This window comes from Herbihabitans rhizosphaerae, from assembly GCF_004216555.1.
GTDB lineage: Bacteria > Actinomycetota > Actinomycetes > Mycobacteriales > Pseudonocardiaceae > Herbihabitans > Herbihabitans rhizosphaerae.
The window spans coordinates 569,305-584,971 of the sequence record NZ_SGWQ01000003.1; the positions used below are offsets into that span (position 1 = coordinate 569,305).

Annotated in this window: 11 protein-coding genes; 1 reads left to right on the forward strand and 10 read right to left on the reverse strand. The window is 69.1% G+C overall.

Features of this window, described 5'->3' with window-relative positions:
• Positions 1 to 47 precede the first annotated feature (47 nt).
• The 6 genes from EV193_RS12405 to EV193_RS12430 all read right to left on the reverse strand — a co-directional run bounded on the left by EV193_RS12405 (position 48) and on the right by EV193_RS12430 (position 9,277).
• Positions 48 to 509 carry a hypothetical protein gene (locus EV193_RS12405; RefSeq protein ID WP_130344178.1) on the reverse strand — a complete coding sequence of 154 codons (462 nt, stop codon included), beginning with the start codon at positions 507 to 509 and terminating at the stop codon, positions 48 to 50.
• Positions 510 to 612: 103 nt separating this feature from the next.
• Positions 613 to 1,818 carry a hypothetical protein gene (locus EV193_RS12410; RefSeq protein WP_130344179.1) on the reverse strand — a complete coding sequence of 402 codons (1,206 nt, stop codon included), beginning with the start codon at positions 1,816 to 1,818 and terminating at the stop codon, positions 613 to 615.
• Between the two features lie 405 nt (positions 1,819 to 2,223).
• Positions 2,224 to 4,986 (reverse strand): type I DNA topoisomerase, encoded by a 2,763-nt coding sequence (gene topA / locus EV193_RS12415; protein WP_130344180.1) that lies wholly within the window; start codon positions 4,984 to 4,986, stop codon positions 2,224 to 2,226.
• Between the two features lie 361 nt (positions 4,987 to 5,347).
• Positions 5,348 to 6,526, reverse strand: coding sequence for a hypothetical protein (locus EV193_RS12420; protein ID WP_130344181.1), 1,179 nt, complete (start codon positions 6,524 to 6,526; stop codon positions 5,348 to 5,350).
• Between the two features lie 29 nt (positions 6,527 to 6,555).
• A complete protein-coding gene (locus EV193_RS12425) occupies positions 6,556 to 7,683 on the reverse strand; it encodes a hypothetical protein (RefSeq protein WP_130344182.1) in 1,128 nt (375 codons plus the stop codon).
• Between the two features lie 181 nt (positions 7,684 to 7,864).
• Positions 7,865 to 9,277: a diiron oxygenase gene (locus EV193_RS12430; RefSeq protein ID WP_130344183.1), complete on the reverse strand. Its 1,413-nt coding sequence runs from the start codon at positions 9,275 to 9,277 to the stop codon at positions 7,865 to 7,867.
• 115 nt (positions 9,278 to 9,392) lie between these two features.
• Here EV193_RS12430 and asnB point away from each other — a divergent pair, with 115 nt between their 5' ends.
• Positions 9,393 to 11,222 carry an asparagine synthase (glutamine-hydrolyzing) gene (gene asnB, locus EV193_RS12435; protein WP_130344184.1) on the forward strand — a complete coding sequence of 610 codons (1,830 nt, stop codon included), beginning with the start codon at positions 9,393 to 9,395 and terminating at the stop codon, positions 11,220 to 11,222.
• Here asnB and EV193_RS12440 read toward each other — a convergent pair.
• The 4 genes from EV193_RS12440 to EV193_RS12455 all read right to left on the reverse strand — a co-directional run bounded on the left by EV193_RS12440 (position 11,209) and on the right by EV193_RS12455 (position 15,545).
• A complete protein-coding gene (locus EV193_RS12440; RefSeq protein ID WP_207222621.1) occupies positions 11,209 to 11,787 on the reverse strand; it encodes a hypothetical protein in 579 nt (192 codons plus the stop codon). The genes asnB and EV193_RS12440 overlap by 14 nt on opposite strands.
• A 15-nt stretch (positions 11,788 to 11,802) precedes the next feature.
• Complete coding sequence (locus EV193_RS12445) at positions 11,803 to 12,315, reverse strand: hypothetical protein (protein WP_130344186.1); 513 nt, start codon at positions 12,313 to 12,315, stop codon at positions 11,803 to 11,805.
• 122 nt (positions 12,316 to 12,437) lie between these two features.
• Positions 12,438 to 13,049: a hypothetical protein gene (locus EV193_RS12450; protein WP_130344187.1), complete on the reverse strand. Its 612-nt coding sequence runs from the start codon at positions 13,047 to 13,049 to the stop codon at positions 12,438 to 12,440.
• A 153-nt stretch (positions 13,050 to 13,202) separates the two neighbouring features.
• The gene (locus EV193_RS12455; RefSeq protein WP_130344188.1) at positions 13,203 to 15,545 is read right to left on the reverse strand and encodes a sodium-translocating pyrophosphatase; all 2,343 of its coding nucleotides are present in this window, start codon (positions 15,543 to 15,545) and stop codon (positions 13,203 to 13,205) included.
• Positions 15,546 to 15,667: the final 122 nt, after the last annotated feature.

Consider the following 15,667-nt stretch of genomic DNA (forward strand, 5'->3'; position numbering starts at 1 on the left):
CGAGCGGGAATTCACTCGTCCGGCGGTTGCCCGCAGCCGTCGAGGTGCTAGCCGAACAGGCTGGAGATGCTGCTGATCAGGCTGCTGATCAGGTAGAACACCACGATGAGCACGACGATGATCAAGGCGATCACCGCGGCGATGCCGGCCGTTCGGCCGGACGCCGGCTGGCGCACCTCGTCAACGGTCGGCGGACGCGTGTCGCCGCCGCGCCCGTTGCGGATCGAGCGCAACCCGGAAAGCTTGCGCATCGCCGCCACGCGCGACCAGCCGCGCTGGCCGGCCGGCGGGATCACCCCGGGAGTCGGCCGGGCCATCGGCTGTTGTTCCTGCCGAGGCGCCGGCACCGTCGGCGTCTCCTCGGCCTCGGCCTCCTCGTTGGCGAGCGCCGCGTCGACGGCGCGACGCACCTCTTCGACGTCGGGCATCTCCACCTTGATCGGCTTGGGCGCCCACACGTCCCGGTGCTGCTGCACGGCACGTCCACCGCCGGTGACCAAACCGGACAACGGATCTGGTGTGAAGGGTGGCGGATTCGGGTCTCGGGTTCCGTCCGGACCGATCATTTCGCTGGCCACCACAGACCACCTTTCCTGGAGCTGGTCCCCGCGCTCACCGATTATCCGCATGTCGGTGGCGGATTTCGTCGCCCCAACGGGCGAGATATACCTCACGCGCAGCGAGCGAAACGCGCATGTCGGCGATCAAAGGGTCGAAGAACGACTTCCGGTAAACCGGGTCGGTCGTCATGGTTGCCGCGAAGTAAAGCGCGGAGAACACGCTCAAGAACAGCGACACCTGCACCAGCTCGTTGCTCACCGGCAGGTGCAGGCCGAACAGCTCGCCGCGACTCAGGTCGTGGGTGCTCCACGCCTTCGCGACCTCGGGTGTTACCGACAACGCGCCGAACACGAGGAAGAACCCGAAGACCAGCATGCCGAACACGGCGATCTGCAGTGCCTGGGCGAAGAAGAACACCAGTACCAGGTTCGCCCGTTCGGTGAATCGCACCCGATGCGGCTGTCCCAGGCCCTCCTCGGGCACCAGACCGTCCAACGGGGTGCCGGCCAAATGGGTGACGACACCGTTGTCGCGGCGTGACCGACCGAGTTCGCGCAGTTCGTCGGAGGTGATCGCGGACAGGAACAGCACGCCGAGCGCGATCAGGAACGCGACCACCGCCCACATCCGCCAGCGCGGCAGGCTGCCCGCCATCTGCCACATCTCCGCGGCGAAGAACGAGAACAGCACGACCAGCATCAGCAGCGGCAGCGCGCGGCTGGTCAACTGTCCGACCAGGCGGAACTGGCGCATGGCCGCGCGCAGCGCCCAGGCCAGGATCGACCCGAGGCCGGTGTACACGAACGCGAGCACGGCGAGCACGGTCAGCGCGTTGATGCCGACCGTGGGGGCGAGCAGTTCACGTAGGCCGGTCGCGTGTTCGAGCGCGGGCAGTCCGATGATGCTGAACAGCACCACGACCAGCGCGAACACCAGGTTCACGCCCTTGCTCGCGCGCCGCATGATCCACGCCACGAGCCAGCCGAGGAACACCGGCACGATCAGCGCCGCCGCGGTGAGCCCGAGCAGGGCGACCACGTAGCCGGAGTTCGCCACGCGGCTGTCGAACTCGGCCTGCGGCACGTCGGTGAACCTGGCCAGCACGGACAGGATCGGGTCCAGCGCGAGCAGGAACACCAGCAGCGGTGTGGATCTCTGCAGCAGCGCCGCGCCGACCACCTTCCGCCGCACGACCAGCGGCAGACCTCGCCGCCGGAACCACTCCTCGACCGTTCCGCGGCCACCCTTCACCGACACGTCGACCCCCTCCACTCTTCCGAGTGACGCGGAGGTTATCGATCACGGTGTTCTCTATCGACGGCAAGGTCGCCTGGTTCGGCTTCGCCGAACGGGGTTGTGGTCTTTTTGATTGGGTGGCTGGGTGCCGAGGGTGGGTGGCTGGGTTGCGTGGGTGGTCCAGTCACGCCTCCTCCGGGACAGTGGGCTCGTTCCTCGCCCTCTGTCTCTCCGGCGTCGTAAGGGCGACCGCCCTCGACAATGAGTTTCGACCTCAGCGTGTTTTCGCTCGGTGCGGTCAACACACCCGGCTGCGGGAAGTCAGGTAGGTGGGCCGAGAGTAGGTGGATCGAGGTGTAGGTGGCCCCATGCGCGAGGGGCCACAGGCTTTCGGCGGAGCCGAACGAGCGGCGGGCTTGCCGGCGGTCAGGACTTGGACTTGGCGCCGGACTTCGCGGGGGCCTTCTTGCGAGCCGGCGCGCGCTTCTTCGGCGCCGGGCCCTTGGCGCGCTTCTCGGCGATCAGCTCGGCGGCCCGCTCGTCGGTCAGCGCCTCCACGCTGTCGGACTTGCGCAGCGACGCGTTGAACTCGCCGTCGGTCACGTACGGCCCGAACCGCCCGTCCTTGACCACCATCGGCTTGCCGGACACCGGGTCGTTGCCCATCTCCTTGAGCGGCGGGGCGGACGCGCCGGACTGCCGGCCACGGCGCTTCGGCTCGGCGTAGATCTTCAACGCCTCGTCCAGCGTGATCGAGAAGATCTGGTCCTCGCTGGTCAGCGACCGGGAGTCGGTGCCCTTCTTGAGGTACGGCCCGTACCGGCCGTTCTGCGCGGTGATCTCGTCGCCGGACTCGGGGTCGGCGCCCACGACGCGCGGCAGCGACAGCAGCTTGAGCGCGTCCTCCAGCGTGACCGTCTCCACGGTCATCGACTTGAACAGCGATCCGGTGCGCGGCTTCGGCTTCTTCGCCTTGCTCTTCTTGCCGTCGGCCGGCTCCTCCGGCTCGGGCAGCACCTCGGTCACGTACGGCCCGAAGCGCCCCTCCTTGGCCACGATCTCGTGCCCGGTCACCGGGTCGTTGCCGAGGCCGCGCCCCTCCTGCGGGGTGGCGAACAGCTTCTCCGCGATCTCCGGGGTCAGCTCGTCCGGCGGCAGCTCCTCGGGCAGGTTGGCGCGCTGCGACTTCTCGTCGACCTCGCGCTCCAGGTACGGCCCGTACCGGCCGACGCGCACCACGACCTTGCGGCCCTCGGAGTCGTCGAACATCGGGATGGAGTTGATCTCCCGCGCGTCGATGTCCTCGACACCGGTGCCGACCAGCTTCTTCAACCCGCCGGTACGCCCGACCGAGCCCTGCGGGCCGATGTCACCGCCGAAGTAGAAGCCGGACAGCCAGGCGGTCCGGTGCTCGTCACCGGCCGCGATCCGGTCCAGCTCGTCCTCCATGGCGGCGGTGAAGTCGTAGTCGACCAGCCGCCCGAAGTGCTGCTCCAGCAGGCCGATCACGGCGAACGCGATCCAGGAGGGGACCAGTGCGGAACCCTTCTTCCACACGTAGCCGCGGTCGGTGATCGTCTTGATGATCGACGCGTAGGTGGACGGGCGGCCGATGCCCAACTCCTCCAGCTTGGACACCAGGCTCGGCTCGGAGTACCTCGGCGGCGGGCTGGTCGAGTGCCCGTCCGGGGACAGCTCGGCGGCCGTGAGCGCCTGGTCCTTGGTCAGGTTCGGCAGCCGGGACTGCTTGTCGTCGGCCTCGCCGCCGGTCTCGGTGTCCACCGCCTCGACGTAGGCCTTGAGGAATCCGGCGAACGTGATCGTGCGGCCGGACGCGGAGAACACGCACTCCTCGCCGCTGGACGCGGTACCGGTGATCCGCACCGAGATCGTGGTGCCGCGCGCGTCGGCCATCTGCGAGGCGATCGTGCGCTGCCAGATCATCTCGTAGAGCCGGAACTCGTCGGTCTGCAGCTCGCTGGCGACCTGGCCGGGCGTGCGGAACACCTCGCCGGCCGGGCGGATCGCCTCGTGCGCCTCCTGCGCGTTCTTCACCTTGCGGGTGTACTGCCGCGGCGACGGGTGCACGTGGTCGGCGCCGTACAGGTCGGTCGCCTGACGGCGGGCCGCGGTGATGGCCGTCTCCGACAGCGTCGTGGAGTCGGTACGCATGTAGGTGATGTAGCCGTTTTCGTACAGCCGCTGGGCGGTGCGCATCGTGCGGTCGGCCGTGAACCGCAGCTTGCGGCCGGCCTCCTGCTGCAGCGTGGAGGTCATGAACGGCGCGTACGGGCGACGGGTGTACGGCTTGGACTCGACGCTGGTGACGCTCAGCGCGGCACCGTCGAGCGCCTCGGCCAGCCGGCGCGCCTCGGCCTCTTCGAGCCTGCGCACCTCGACGCCGGGCTTGAGCCGGCCGTCGGAGCCGAAGTCGCGCCCGGCGGCCAAACGGGTGCCGTCGATCGACTGCAGCTTGGCGCCGAAGGTGCGCGGCGAGGCACTCTCACCAGCGTCCATCGTCGCCGAGATGTCCCAGTACGACGCGGTGACGAACTTCATCCGTTCGCGCTCGCGCTCCACCACGATCCGGGTGGCCACGGACTGCACCCGGCCGGCCGACAGCCGCGGCATGACCTTCTTCCACAGCACGGGGCTGACCTCGTAGCCGTAGAGGCGGTCCAGAATGCGGCGGGTCTCCTGCGCGTCGACGAGGTCCTGGTCCAGGTCACGCGGGCTCTCGGCGGCCGCGCGGATCGCCGGCTCGGTGATCTCGTGGAACACCATGCGGCGCACCGGCACCTTGGGCTTGAGCGCCTCGAGCAGGTGCCAGGCGATGGCCTCGCCCTCACGGTCGCCGTCTGTCGCGAGGTAGAGCTCGTCGACGTCCTTGAGCAGGCCTTTCAGCTCGGTGACCGTGGACCTCTTGTCCGGCGTGACGATATAGATGGGCGCGAAGCCGTTGTCGACGTTGACGCCCAGGCGCGACCACGCCTCGCCCTTGTACTTGGCCGGCACCTCGTCGGCGTTGCGCGGCAGGTCACGGATGTGGCCCTTGGACGACTCGACTACGAAGTTGCGGCCCAGGTAGGAGGCGATCTTTCGCGCCTTCGCCGGTGACTCGACGATCACCAGCCGGCGCGGCTCGCCGCCGGTGTTGCCGCTGTCCTTCGTATTAGCCGTGGAAGCCACGCTCTCCTGCTCTCTATCCTCACCAGTCAGCACGTCTGCCCGGACCGACAGTGTGCACCGCGTTCCGCGCAAGCCCTATCGCAGGTGGCACCCAACACATTTCATGTCGCGTACGCAGTGCTACCACCTGTAGCACGATCCCGACGACTCGCGCGAATCGCCTGTGGCCTGGGAACGGTGTTCCCAGCTATGGGGTTCCCCAGGTCGTGGCGGTGAACCCTCGGTCGAGCGACTTCGTGATCGAGGTGGTCACGGCCCCGTCCGGAGGACAGGTCCCGGACTGGGCCGTACGTGGGCTTTCCGACAAACGCCGGCAGCGGGCGGTTGGGCCGTCACGGCGGCGCGTGGCGAACCTCGGCGGCTACAGCGGGAGCCAGGGCACGGTCCACTGGACCGGCCGTGGGGTGAAGGCCGGTCCGGCGGTGGCCATACCGACGATCACGCCGTTGTTGTTGATCGCCCGGACGCCGGCGAACTGACCGCCGAGGGTGGGCAGTTCCCAGGTTCGTCCGTGCCGCCACAGGGACGCCCGCACTTCGTACAGGCTGATCATCCGGCTGAGTACCACGTCGCCGAGATCGTTGACCACGTGCGGACTGCCGGTCGCGGCCGCGTCACCGAGGTCGGTGAACCTCCCGTCGTGCAACCGGAATCCGCGAACGCCGCCGTCCGGCCGCACGCTCATCCCGGTGACGTGCCCGCCGCGCGGGCTGACCGCGGCGACGACGCTCGACTCCGACTCCGGCGAAGCGATCGGGGTGACCCGGTCGCCGGTCCAGCGCACCGCGGTGGACTTGCCCGCCGCCCCCTCGACCGTGCCGTACACGGTTCCCGTCGGATCGACGGCGACGACGGTGACCGCTTTGTCCCCCGCCGGATCCAGCGGCGGGAGCACTGAGCACACCTGGCCGGAGCAGTTGAAGCCGTAGCTCGGGCCGGTGCCGGTGTAGTGCCGGACCGAGCCGGCGATGTGACCGCCCTGGCCGAGGACCGCTCGCTCCAGGCTCTCCGATGCCGGACCGGGTATCGCCAACTCGGTCAGCGCACCGTCGCGCCACCGGCCGAGCCGCCTCGGCTGCCCGTCTCCCGGGCGGATGTCGACGAGCACGTCACCGCGCTCATTGACCTGATCCGCGGTGCTCGTCCGGCCGGGGGTCAGGTCCACTTCCGTGCCCTGGTGCCACAAGCGCGCCGAGGTGGTCGTCGCGGTGCGGGCGGTGCCGACGACCTGGCCACGCTCGTTCGCCTGGTACGCGACTCCGGAGCCGAGGTCGGTACCGCGGCCGGCCCGCCAACCGACGGCCCGCCCGGTGCCGTCGAACTCGTTTCCGCTGACCCCGACCACGAGCCCACGGTCGGTGACGTCGTGCGCGATGCCGCTCGGCGCACCAGGCAGGGTGCCGAGGTCGGTCACCGTGATCGAGACACCGAACGGCAGCGGTGGCAGGCCCGTGGCCGTGGCGACCGGTGCGATGGTCGCGGGGATGGTGACGGCGGCCGTCAGCACGACGGCGGCCCGGACCGATCTCGGTACGCGCATGACATTTCCTCGTCGAGAATCGAAACCGGTCAGGACACGGTCCGCCGGACCGGAGCCGGCCCGCCCGGCAGCGACCGCCACCCGACGATCTGGCCGGCGTTGTTGAGTGCGGCGGGTTCGGTGCCGGCGCCGAGGTCGTGGAGCCTGCCCTTGCGCCACAGGAAGCCGTGCGTACGCCCGTCGGTTGTGGTGCTGGTGCCGACGACGTCGCCGACATCGTTGATCGCGACGGCGGCACTGCGGTCATGCCCTGGCAGGGTGCCGAGGTCGATTGTCCGGCCGGCACGCCAGAGCACCGCGTGGTTGACGCCCGCCGCGGTCTGGCTGAGGCCGACCACGTGGCCGGCGAAGTTGATCGCCTGCTTGCTCGGCGCGACCCGGCTGACGCCGCCGCCCAGGCCACGGAGCAGCTCCATCCGGCCACCGGTCCAGCGCACCGCTTCCTTCCCGCCAGGGGTGCTCTGGACCGAGCCCACGACCTGTCCGCGGCCGTTGATCGCGACGACCTCGAGATAGCTGTCGTCGCCTCCTGGGCTGGGCAGCCGCACGCAGGCGTCCGCGCAGCGGAACGGGAAATTGGGGCCGGCCTGCTGAGAAAGGAATGCTCCGGCGACCTCGCCGCGGTCGTTCATCGCTTTCGCGAAGACATTGGGCGCGGGCGCGGCGCCATCCGGGAGCGCCAATTCACGCAATGCGCCGTCGCGCCAGATCCCAAACCTGTCGGTTTCCCATCCGGCCAGCCGGGTGAACGAAACCAGGATTTCCCCCCGGTTGTTCAGCGCGGTCGGAATGACCGACCCGACGGCGCCGGGCAGCAAGTCGATCTCCGCGCCGTCCCGCCACAGCAGACCGTGCTGCCCGTAGGGCGCGGTGACAAGCGTTCCCGCGACCTGGCCCAGCTCGTTGACCAGCGATGCGACCCGATCCGGGCCGAGATCGGTCGGCTGCCCGTCCCTCCAGGTCACGGCGTGCAGCGTGCCCTCGTAGGCCACCCCGCTGAAGCCGGCGATCTGACCGTGTTCGTTGATGGCCAGTGCCCGCCCGAACGTGGTGCCGGGCAAGGTCGGAAGCTGGGTCGCGGAAATTCGGAGCTGAGAACCGAACGCGGTCGCCGGAGTGAGGAGAGCGGCGAGGCCGACGGCGACGACCAGCGCCACAAGAAGGCGTCCGCGACGCGTCCGAGTGATTCCCATCACTGCAATAAACCGGTAGGCGACGCCATTAGCACTCCGCCGAACGGACCAACCTCCGAGAAGTCGAACAGTTTTGTCACTGACACACAGAAAGCGTGAGCCAAATTGTCCGACCCCTTCTCGTCGGGTTTAATCCAGTGCGGCCTTACTCCTGGTCCAGGACCGAGGGCGCGATCTCGGTGGCCGACACGCCCCAGAACAGTGGCCGCGCGCCGGGGTTGGTCAGCGCGGCGAGCCAGCTCGGGTCGAGGTCGAGCGTGCGGGTGCCGCCGGTCTCCAGTTCGGCCCGCGCGGCCGGGCGGTCGCCGCAGACGACCGCGACGTCGTGGCCGCGCAGCGCGGTGAACGTGGTCAGCCGCGGCCGGTCGGTCACACAGAACGCGACCCGGGCGGCCACCGGACCGTCCAGCTCGACGGACAGCACACCGGCGTCGTCGTCGCGGTCCCGGACGGTGAACCGCAGGCCCGGGTCCAGTTCGCGGGCCGTGTCCAGCCAGCGCACCAGGTGCGCGACCCGCTGGTGTGCCGGCACACCCGGCGCGGTGTCGTCGCCCAGCGACACTCCCAGCGGCACCGCCAGCAGCGCGAGCACCAGGTCGTGCGCCACTCCCGGAGGCGGCGCGGGCGCGCCCTCGACCGGAAAACCCTTGCCCTGGAACGCGTTCGCCACGACCGGGTCGTCGAACACGCCGGCGGCGCGGAGCATGCGCAGCGTGGGCGCGGCGCTGTCGAGCACCTCGGCCCTGGTGTCCTCGGCGTCGGCGGTCTCGGCGACGACCATGCCGGCCGCACCGCCCAGGATCGGCTCCAGCGCGGCGGTGAACGCCGGTTCGTCCAGCCACAGGAACGCCAGCACGACGTCCGGCAGAAGCATGCCGATCTTCCGCCGCAGCGGTACCGGAAGGCGCGGCCAGAGGTATTCGAAGAGCTGCTTGAAATAGGCGTGGTGGCGGCCCTCGTCGGCGGCGTGGTCCTGCGCGAGATCACGCACGCTCTGTTGCACGCTGGGGTCCTTCGGCAGTTTCGTGAGGCTGCCCGTGATCAGCGTTTCGGACACGATCGTGAAGAACAGCTTCACCAGCGGCCGGTACACCGGGAGTTCGGCCGAATACAGCCGGGAAAGCTCGCCGAGAAAGCGCGGCGAATGGTCGGTCGGCACGATTCCGGTTTCGTCGCGGACGGCGGCGAGCAACCGGTGCGTCATCTCGGCGTGCGCCGCCTCGTCGGTGTAGATGCGCAGCGCGTCGTCCTTCATCCCGGCGGGCAGCCACGGCAGGAACCTCGGGGACCGCAGCAGCGCGCAGGTCTCGTTCACCGGCCCCATCTCGAGCCGGACGGTGAACTCGAGATGGATGTACAACGCGTGCACCAGAACGGTTTCCCGCACGCCGGCCGGCGCGTCGGCCAGCAGCGGGTGCCGCAACAGCGGGCACAACTCGGGCGAGAAGTAGTGCCGCGCCGGCGAGAACGGCGAGTCCCTGCGCGGTTTGGACCGCACCCAGGAACGGCGGTCCCAGTCGAGGAACCGTGACTTGTACTCGAGATCGGGGCCGCCCACTCCGGAATAGTCACGCGCCGCCGGTCACCGGCACCAACATCCGGCAGGAAATAGGGGAACGAATAGGGGCGGCGCCGGGTACTTCGCACGCTCAGCGAATTGTACGGTACGCACCATGTGTGGTGTCGCTGGATGGGTTTCATTTGACCGCGATCTTTCTGGAGAACGCGCGACGATCGAGTCGATGACCAACACGATGGAACGTCGTGGGCCCGACGAATACGGTTTCTGGGTCGGCGCACGCGCGGCTTTCGGCCACCGGCGACTGTCGATCATCGACCTGCCCGGCGGAAAGCAGCCGATGACCGTGGAAACGCCGGACGGGCCGGTCGTGCTCACCTACAGCGGCGAGACCTACAACTACGTGGAACTGCGCGACGAACTGCGCCGCCGTGGCCACGAATTCACCACGTCGAGTGACACCGAAGTGGTGCTCCACGGTTATCTGGAATGGGGTGCCGCGGTCGCGGAGCGGCTCGTCGGAATGTGCGCGATCGGCATCTGGGACGGCCGGATCGAGCGGCTCACGCTGATCCGCGACCGGCTCGGCGTCAAACCGATGCACTACCGGGAGATCGCCGGCGGGCTGCTGTTCGGCTCCGAGCAGAAGGCGATCCTGGCCAACCCGCTGGTCGAGCCGGTGGTCGACGCCGACGGCATGCGCGAGCTGATCACCATGTCCGGGTCGGCCAACGAGGCGGTGTGGTCCGGAATCAACATCGTGCGGCCCGGCACCGTGGTCACGTTCGACCGCGGCGGCCTGCGCACGCACACCTACTGGCGGCTGTCGCCCGACGAGCACCGCGACGACCTGCCGACCACGATCGAGCGGGTGCGCGAGATGACCACCTCGAACGTGCGGCACGAGCTGGTCGCCGACGTGCCGAGGGGAATGCTGCTGTCCGGCGGGCTCGACTCCAGCACGCTGACCGGGCTGGCGGTGCGCGAGCTCGGCGGCGAGAAGATCAAGACGTTCTCGGTGGACTTTCCCGGGCAGGACGACGATTTCGGTGTCGACAACGTCCGGCTCAGCGCGGACGGGCCCTACGTCCGCGAGGTGGTCGAGTTCCTCGGCACCGACCATCACCACGTCGTCCTCGACCACGCCGCGCTGTCCGACCCCGAGGTGCGGGCCGAGGTGGTGTCCGCGTGGGACACGCCGCGCGGGTTCGGCGACGCCAACGCCTCGCTGTACCTGTTGTTCCGCGCGGTGAAGGAGCACGTCACGGTCGCGCTGTCCGGCGAGGGCGCCGACGAGATCTTCATGGGCCACGTGTGGCACGCCATGCCCGCCGTACACGCCGGCGAGGGCTTTCCGTGGGTGATCGCCTGGGCGCACCACGAGTCGGAGAGCTATCTCGATCAGAGCTTCGCCGCCGAGCTCGACTTCGACGGCTACATCGCCGACCGGTACCGCGACTCGGTCACCGGCACACCTCTGTCCGACGGCGAGAGCACTGCTCGCAAACGAGAGCGGGAGATCGGCTATCTCGGACTGACCCGCTGGCTGCGCACGCTCAACAACCGCATGGACCGCCTGGCGATGCGCGCCGGGGTGGAGACCAGGGTGCCGTTCTGCGATCACCGCATGGCCGAGTACCTCTACAACGTGCCGTACGCGATGCAGCGGGCCGACGGGCACGAGAAGAGCCTGCTGCGCGCCGCGGCGGCGGACGTGATCCCGTCGGGGGTGCGCGAGCGCCGCAAGAGCGCCTATCCGTCCACCCAGGACCCGCTGTACATCGCGGCGCTGCAGCGGCAGGCGCGCGAGGTGCTGGCCGACAACAGCAGTGTCACCGCCGACATGTTCGACCGGGCCAAGCTCGCCAAGGCGATCGACGTCGATCCGCGGCGGCTGCCGGCCGGCGCGCGCTCGGCGTGCGAACAGCTCCTCGACATCGACACCTGGGCCCGGATCTACCGCCCGGCGCTCAAGCTGTCCTGAGCGCGGGCCACGCCTCCTCCGGCGAGTCGTCGGGCATCGGGCCGATCAGCTCGGCCAGCCTGGCGATTCTGCGCCGGCCGGTGATCCGCAGCCCTGGCCCGCCGGCGGCCGAACCGACCATCCTGACCGTGATGCCGGCGCGGGTCAGCGCCTTGGCGAGCGGCTCGTGCGTGTCGGGCGCGCGGGCGTCCAGGCCGAGCAGATAGCCGGTGTCCAGCCAGCGCCCGGCGGCCAGCGCCCACAGCCGCAGCGTGGCGCCGTCGAGGCTGACGCCGGGCGGCACCGCCTTCACCGCACCGCGCGTCCACCTGGCCGCCAGCGACGCCAGATCGGACCGGAAAGCCGTGCGCACCAAGGTAAAACCCTCGTCCGTGGCGCCGAGCTGCACGTCGACGCCCCGCTCGGCACAGCCGGCCGCGATGGCCCGCGCGCGCCACCGCTCCTCGACCACGACCGACAGCCGCGCGGACATGCCGGCGAAGCCCGCCATCTGGCCCTGGCCGCACAGCAGCCCGGCGAGGTCGTCCAGACCTGGCCGGTTCGCCTCGGCGGCGTAGAAGGACATCTGCCCCACGGATGATCAGACTAGAACATCCGTTCGACTCGGCGCCAGTGGTAGCCGCCGCACATATCGCCACACCCGCGGCAGCACGATGGCCGCGCCTATCGCGGCGACACCAACGTAGGTGAGCACGTCGGTCAGGATGGCGACGAACTCGTACCCGTCGGTCGGCTCGCCACGCTCCAGGTCACCCACGACGTTCGCGACCACGACCGCGATCAGCGCGACGACGACCAGCGCCGGTCCCACCACCTTGCGCAGGAGCGTCACCGCGGCACCGGCGATCCCGACCAGATAGGCCACGAGCGTGGTGATCGTGGAGAAATCAAGCGGATTCGGGAGCAGGCTCTCCTGGTTCGCCGACCCGCTGAGCTCTTCGAGTTGCTTGGCGAACGCGAGTTGCTGGAAGTAGACGATGATCCAGATCAGCGTCATGATCGTCATCGTGGTGATCACCACGGTGGCGACGACAATGGTGTAGACCCGGTCGGCCTGTCTCTCCACACGCCGCACCGGCTCGTGCTGTTGCATGGCTTCCCCCGTCCTGTCGATGTGTGGCGAAGGTAGTCGCGGCCGGGCAGGCGCCAGATGGCGTTAGACCAGAACGAAAAGACCCGCCACGTCGTCAGTGGCGGGTCTTTCGGGTTGAACGCTCAGGAACCGGGGATGCCGAGAACCTGGCCGAACTCCTTGGCCGTCGCCTTCATTTTCTGGCAGCCGGGTGCCTTCTCCTGCGCCGACTTCAACTCCGGGTCGTTCTCCAGGCCCTTGGTCTTCTCGCGCAGGCCCTGGGTGTCGGCCGCGCCGCCGCCGGCGTCGATGCTCTCGATCTTCTGGGTGAACTGCGGGTCCTTGGGGTCCAGCGCCATCACCTGGCGCCGCTGGTCGGCCAGCGCCGGCAGCGACTTGTCGTAGATCTCGATCAAGCCCTTGTGCAGTTCGGCGGCGGCCGGGTTGCTCGGCGTGCCGGACTTCTCCATGTCCTCCTTGGACTTCTTGATCGCCGGCTCCACCGTGTCGAGCAGCTTCAACGCGGCCTGCTTCTGCGTCTCCGGCGCCGCGTCCGGGTTGTCCTTGGCCGTCTTCAGCACGTCCAGCATGCCGCGCAGCGAGCCGTCGATGCCGCCACACACAGCGCCGACCCAGATCACCGGGTCGGCCGGCTTGGCGGCGGCCTGGCCGCCGTTGTCGCCGGAGTCGCCGCACGCGGCAAGCGAAAGGGTGAGGCCGGCGAGCACGCTCGCGGCCACGAGGCGACGCGTCATGAGGTTCTCCATGGTGTTCGGGTGACCAAGGAGCGCAACACTATTCCTGCCCGAAACGCTGGTGAATCCGACCCCTGTAACGAAAACCGTTGCGGCACAACGAATCGGGCCCGCCACGGAGTGTGGCGGGCCCGATTCGTGGAAAAGCGTGCGTCAGACGCCGTTGCTGACCTTCTCCGCCGGGTTGTCCGCGATCGCGGTACCGCGACGCTTGGACACCACGACGGCGCCGATGATCAGCAGCGTGGCGATCACCGCGATGGTGATCCGCATGCCGGCCGACTCGCCGTCGCCCACCGAGAAGCCCACCACGGCCGGCGCGATCAGCAGCGAGACCAGGTTCATCACCTTGATCAGCGGGTTGATCGCCGGGCCGGCGGTGTCCTTGAACGGGTCGCCGACCGTGTCGCCGATGACCGTCGCGGCGTGCGCCTCGGAACCCTTGCCACCGTGGTGGCCGTCCTCGACCAGCTTCTTCGCGTTGTCCCAGGCACCACCGGAGTTGGCCAGGAACACCGCCATCAGCGTGCCGGTCGCGATCGCTCCGGCCAGGAAACCGGCCAGCGGGCCGACGCCGAGTCCGAAGCCGACCGCGATCGGCGCCAGCACGGCGAGCAGACCAGGTGTGGCCAGTTCCCGCAGCGAGTCGCGGGTGCAGATGTCCACGACGCGCCCGTACTCGGGCCGGACGGTGCCGTCCATGATCCCCGGGTTGTCGTGGAACTGGCGACGCACCTCGAACACCACGGCACCCGCGGCACGGGACACCGCGTTCACCGCGAGTCCGGAGAACATGAACACGACCGCGGCACCGATCACGATGCCGACCAGCGTGTTCGGGCTGAACACCAGCGCGGCGAACGAGGTCTCCTCGCCGTTGCCCGAGAACACCAGGTTCCCGAGCCGCTGTGCCTGCTCGGCGGTGAACTCGCCCGCGTCCACGAGTGCTGCCTTGATCGCGTCGATGTACGAGCCGAACAGCGCGGTCGCGGCGAGCACCGCGGTCGCGATCGCGATGCCCTTGGTGATCGCCTTGGTGGTGTTGCCGACGGCGTCCAGGTCGGTGAGGATCTTGGCGCCCTCCTCGTCCACCTCGCCGGACATCTCCGCGATGCCCTGCGCGTTGTCGCTCACCGGGCCGAAGGTGTCCATCGCCACGATCACGCCGACCGTGGTCAGCAGGCCGCAGCCGGCCAGCGCGATGGCGAACAGCGCCACCACGATCGAGCCGGACAGCAGGAACGCGCCGTACACCGCGGCACCGATCACGAGTGCGGTGTACACCGCCGACTCGAAGCCGACCGAGATGCCGGACAGGATCACGGTGGCCGCGCCGGTCTGCGAGCTCTTGCCGACGTCCTTGACCGGCTTGTGGTCGGTGCCGGTGAAGTAGCCGGTGAGCCAGAGGATCACGCCGGCCAGCACGATGCCGATGATCACCGCGATGGCCGCGATCAGGGCCGGGCTGCCGGTCTCGGCGCTCACCGTCGAGCCGACCAACTCGGAGAACTTCGTCGGCAGGAACACGAACGCCGCGATCGTGCACAGCACCGCGGAGATCAGCGCCGAGATGTAGAACGAGCGGTTGATCGCCGCCAGGCCACTCTCGCCCGGCTTCACCTTGGTGACGTACACGCCGATCATCGCGGTGATCACGCCGATGGCCGGAACGATCAGCGGGAACAGCAGACCGTCGCCGCCGAACGCGGCGCTGCCCAGGATCAGCGCGGCGACCAGGGTCACCGCGTAGGACTCGAACAGGTCGGCCGCCATGCCGGCGCAGTCACCGACGTTGTCGCCCACGTTGTCGGCGATCGTCGCGGCGTTGCGCGGGTCGTCCTCGGGGATGTTCTGCTCGACCTTGCCCACCAGGTCCGCGCCGACGTCGGCGGCCTTGGTGAAGATGCCGCCGCCGACACGCATGAACATCGCGATCAGCGCGGCGCCGAAGCCGAAGCCCTCGAGCACCTTGGGTGCGTGGCCGGCGTAGACCAGCACGACGATCGCCGCGCCGAACAGGCCGAGGCCGACCGTCGCCATGCCGACCGCGCCGCCCGTGCGGAACGCCACCCGCATCGCCTTCTCGCGGCCGTTGTCCTCGGTGGAGGCGGCCGCGACGCGCAGGTTCGCCTGTGTCGAAAGCCACATTCCGAGATAGCCGATGGAGAACGAGAACCCGGCGCCCACCACGAAGAAGATGGATCGTCCGATGAGTTCGCCTGGCCCACTCGCCGGTAGCGCGAACAGCAGCAGGAACACCACTGTGCCGAAAATCAACAGCGTGTTCCGCTGCCGCTTGAGGTATGCCGCCGCGCCTTCCTGAACCGCCTTGGCGATGTCCTGCATCTTCGGGGTGCCCTGGCCGGCGGCCAGCACCTCCTTGATCAGGACATACCCGACGGCAAGAGCCGCGAGGGCAACCACGGCGACCACGACGACAATGCCGCGATCGCCGCCGGAGAGCTCGAGGGCCCCCGGTAGGAACTGCCCGGACATCCGTCCTCCTGTGACATCTGCCGATTACAATTGCCAGCGACCGGACGATTTCGCGTCGGCCCCGACGGAACGTAAGCGCCACCACAATCGATGGCTGCCGGCGGAGTCTATTGGTAGGCGAA

Bases quoted from the DNA above. Each gene is read 5' to 3' on its own strand.
- EV193_RS12420 (WP_130344181.1), bottom strand. From the start codon at position 6,526: ATGCGCGTACCGAGATCGGTCCGGGCCGCCGTCGTGCTGACGGCCGCC.
- asnB (WP_130344184.1), top strand. From the start codon at position 9,393: ATGTGTGGTGTCGCTGGATGGGTTTCATTTGACCGCGATCTTTCTGGA.
- EV193_RS12440 (WP_207222621.1), bottom strand. From the start codon at position 11,787: ATGTCCTTCTACGCCGCCGAGGCGAACCGGCCAGGTCTGGACGACCTC.
- EV193_RS12445 (WP_130344186.1), bottom strand. From the start codon at position 12,315: ATGCAACAGCACGAGCCGGTGCGGCGTGTGGAGAGACAGGCCGACCGG.
- EV193_RS12450 (WP_130344187.1), bottom strand. From the start codon at position 13,049: ATGACGCGTCGCCTCGTGGCCGCGAGCGTGCTCGCCGGCCTCACCCTT.
- EV193_RS12455 (WP_130344188.1), bottom strand. From the start codon at position 15,545: ATGTCCGGGCAGTTCCTACCGGGGGCCCTCGAGCTCTCCGGCGGCGAT.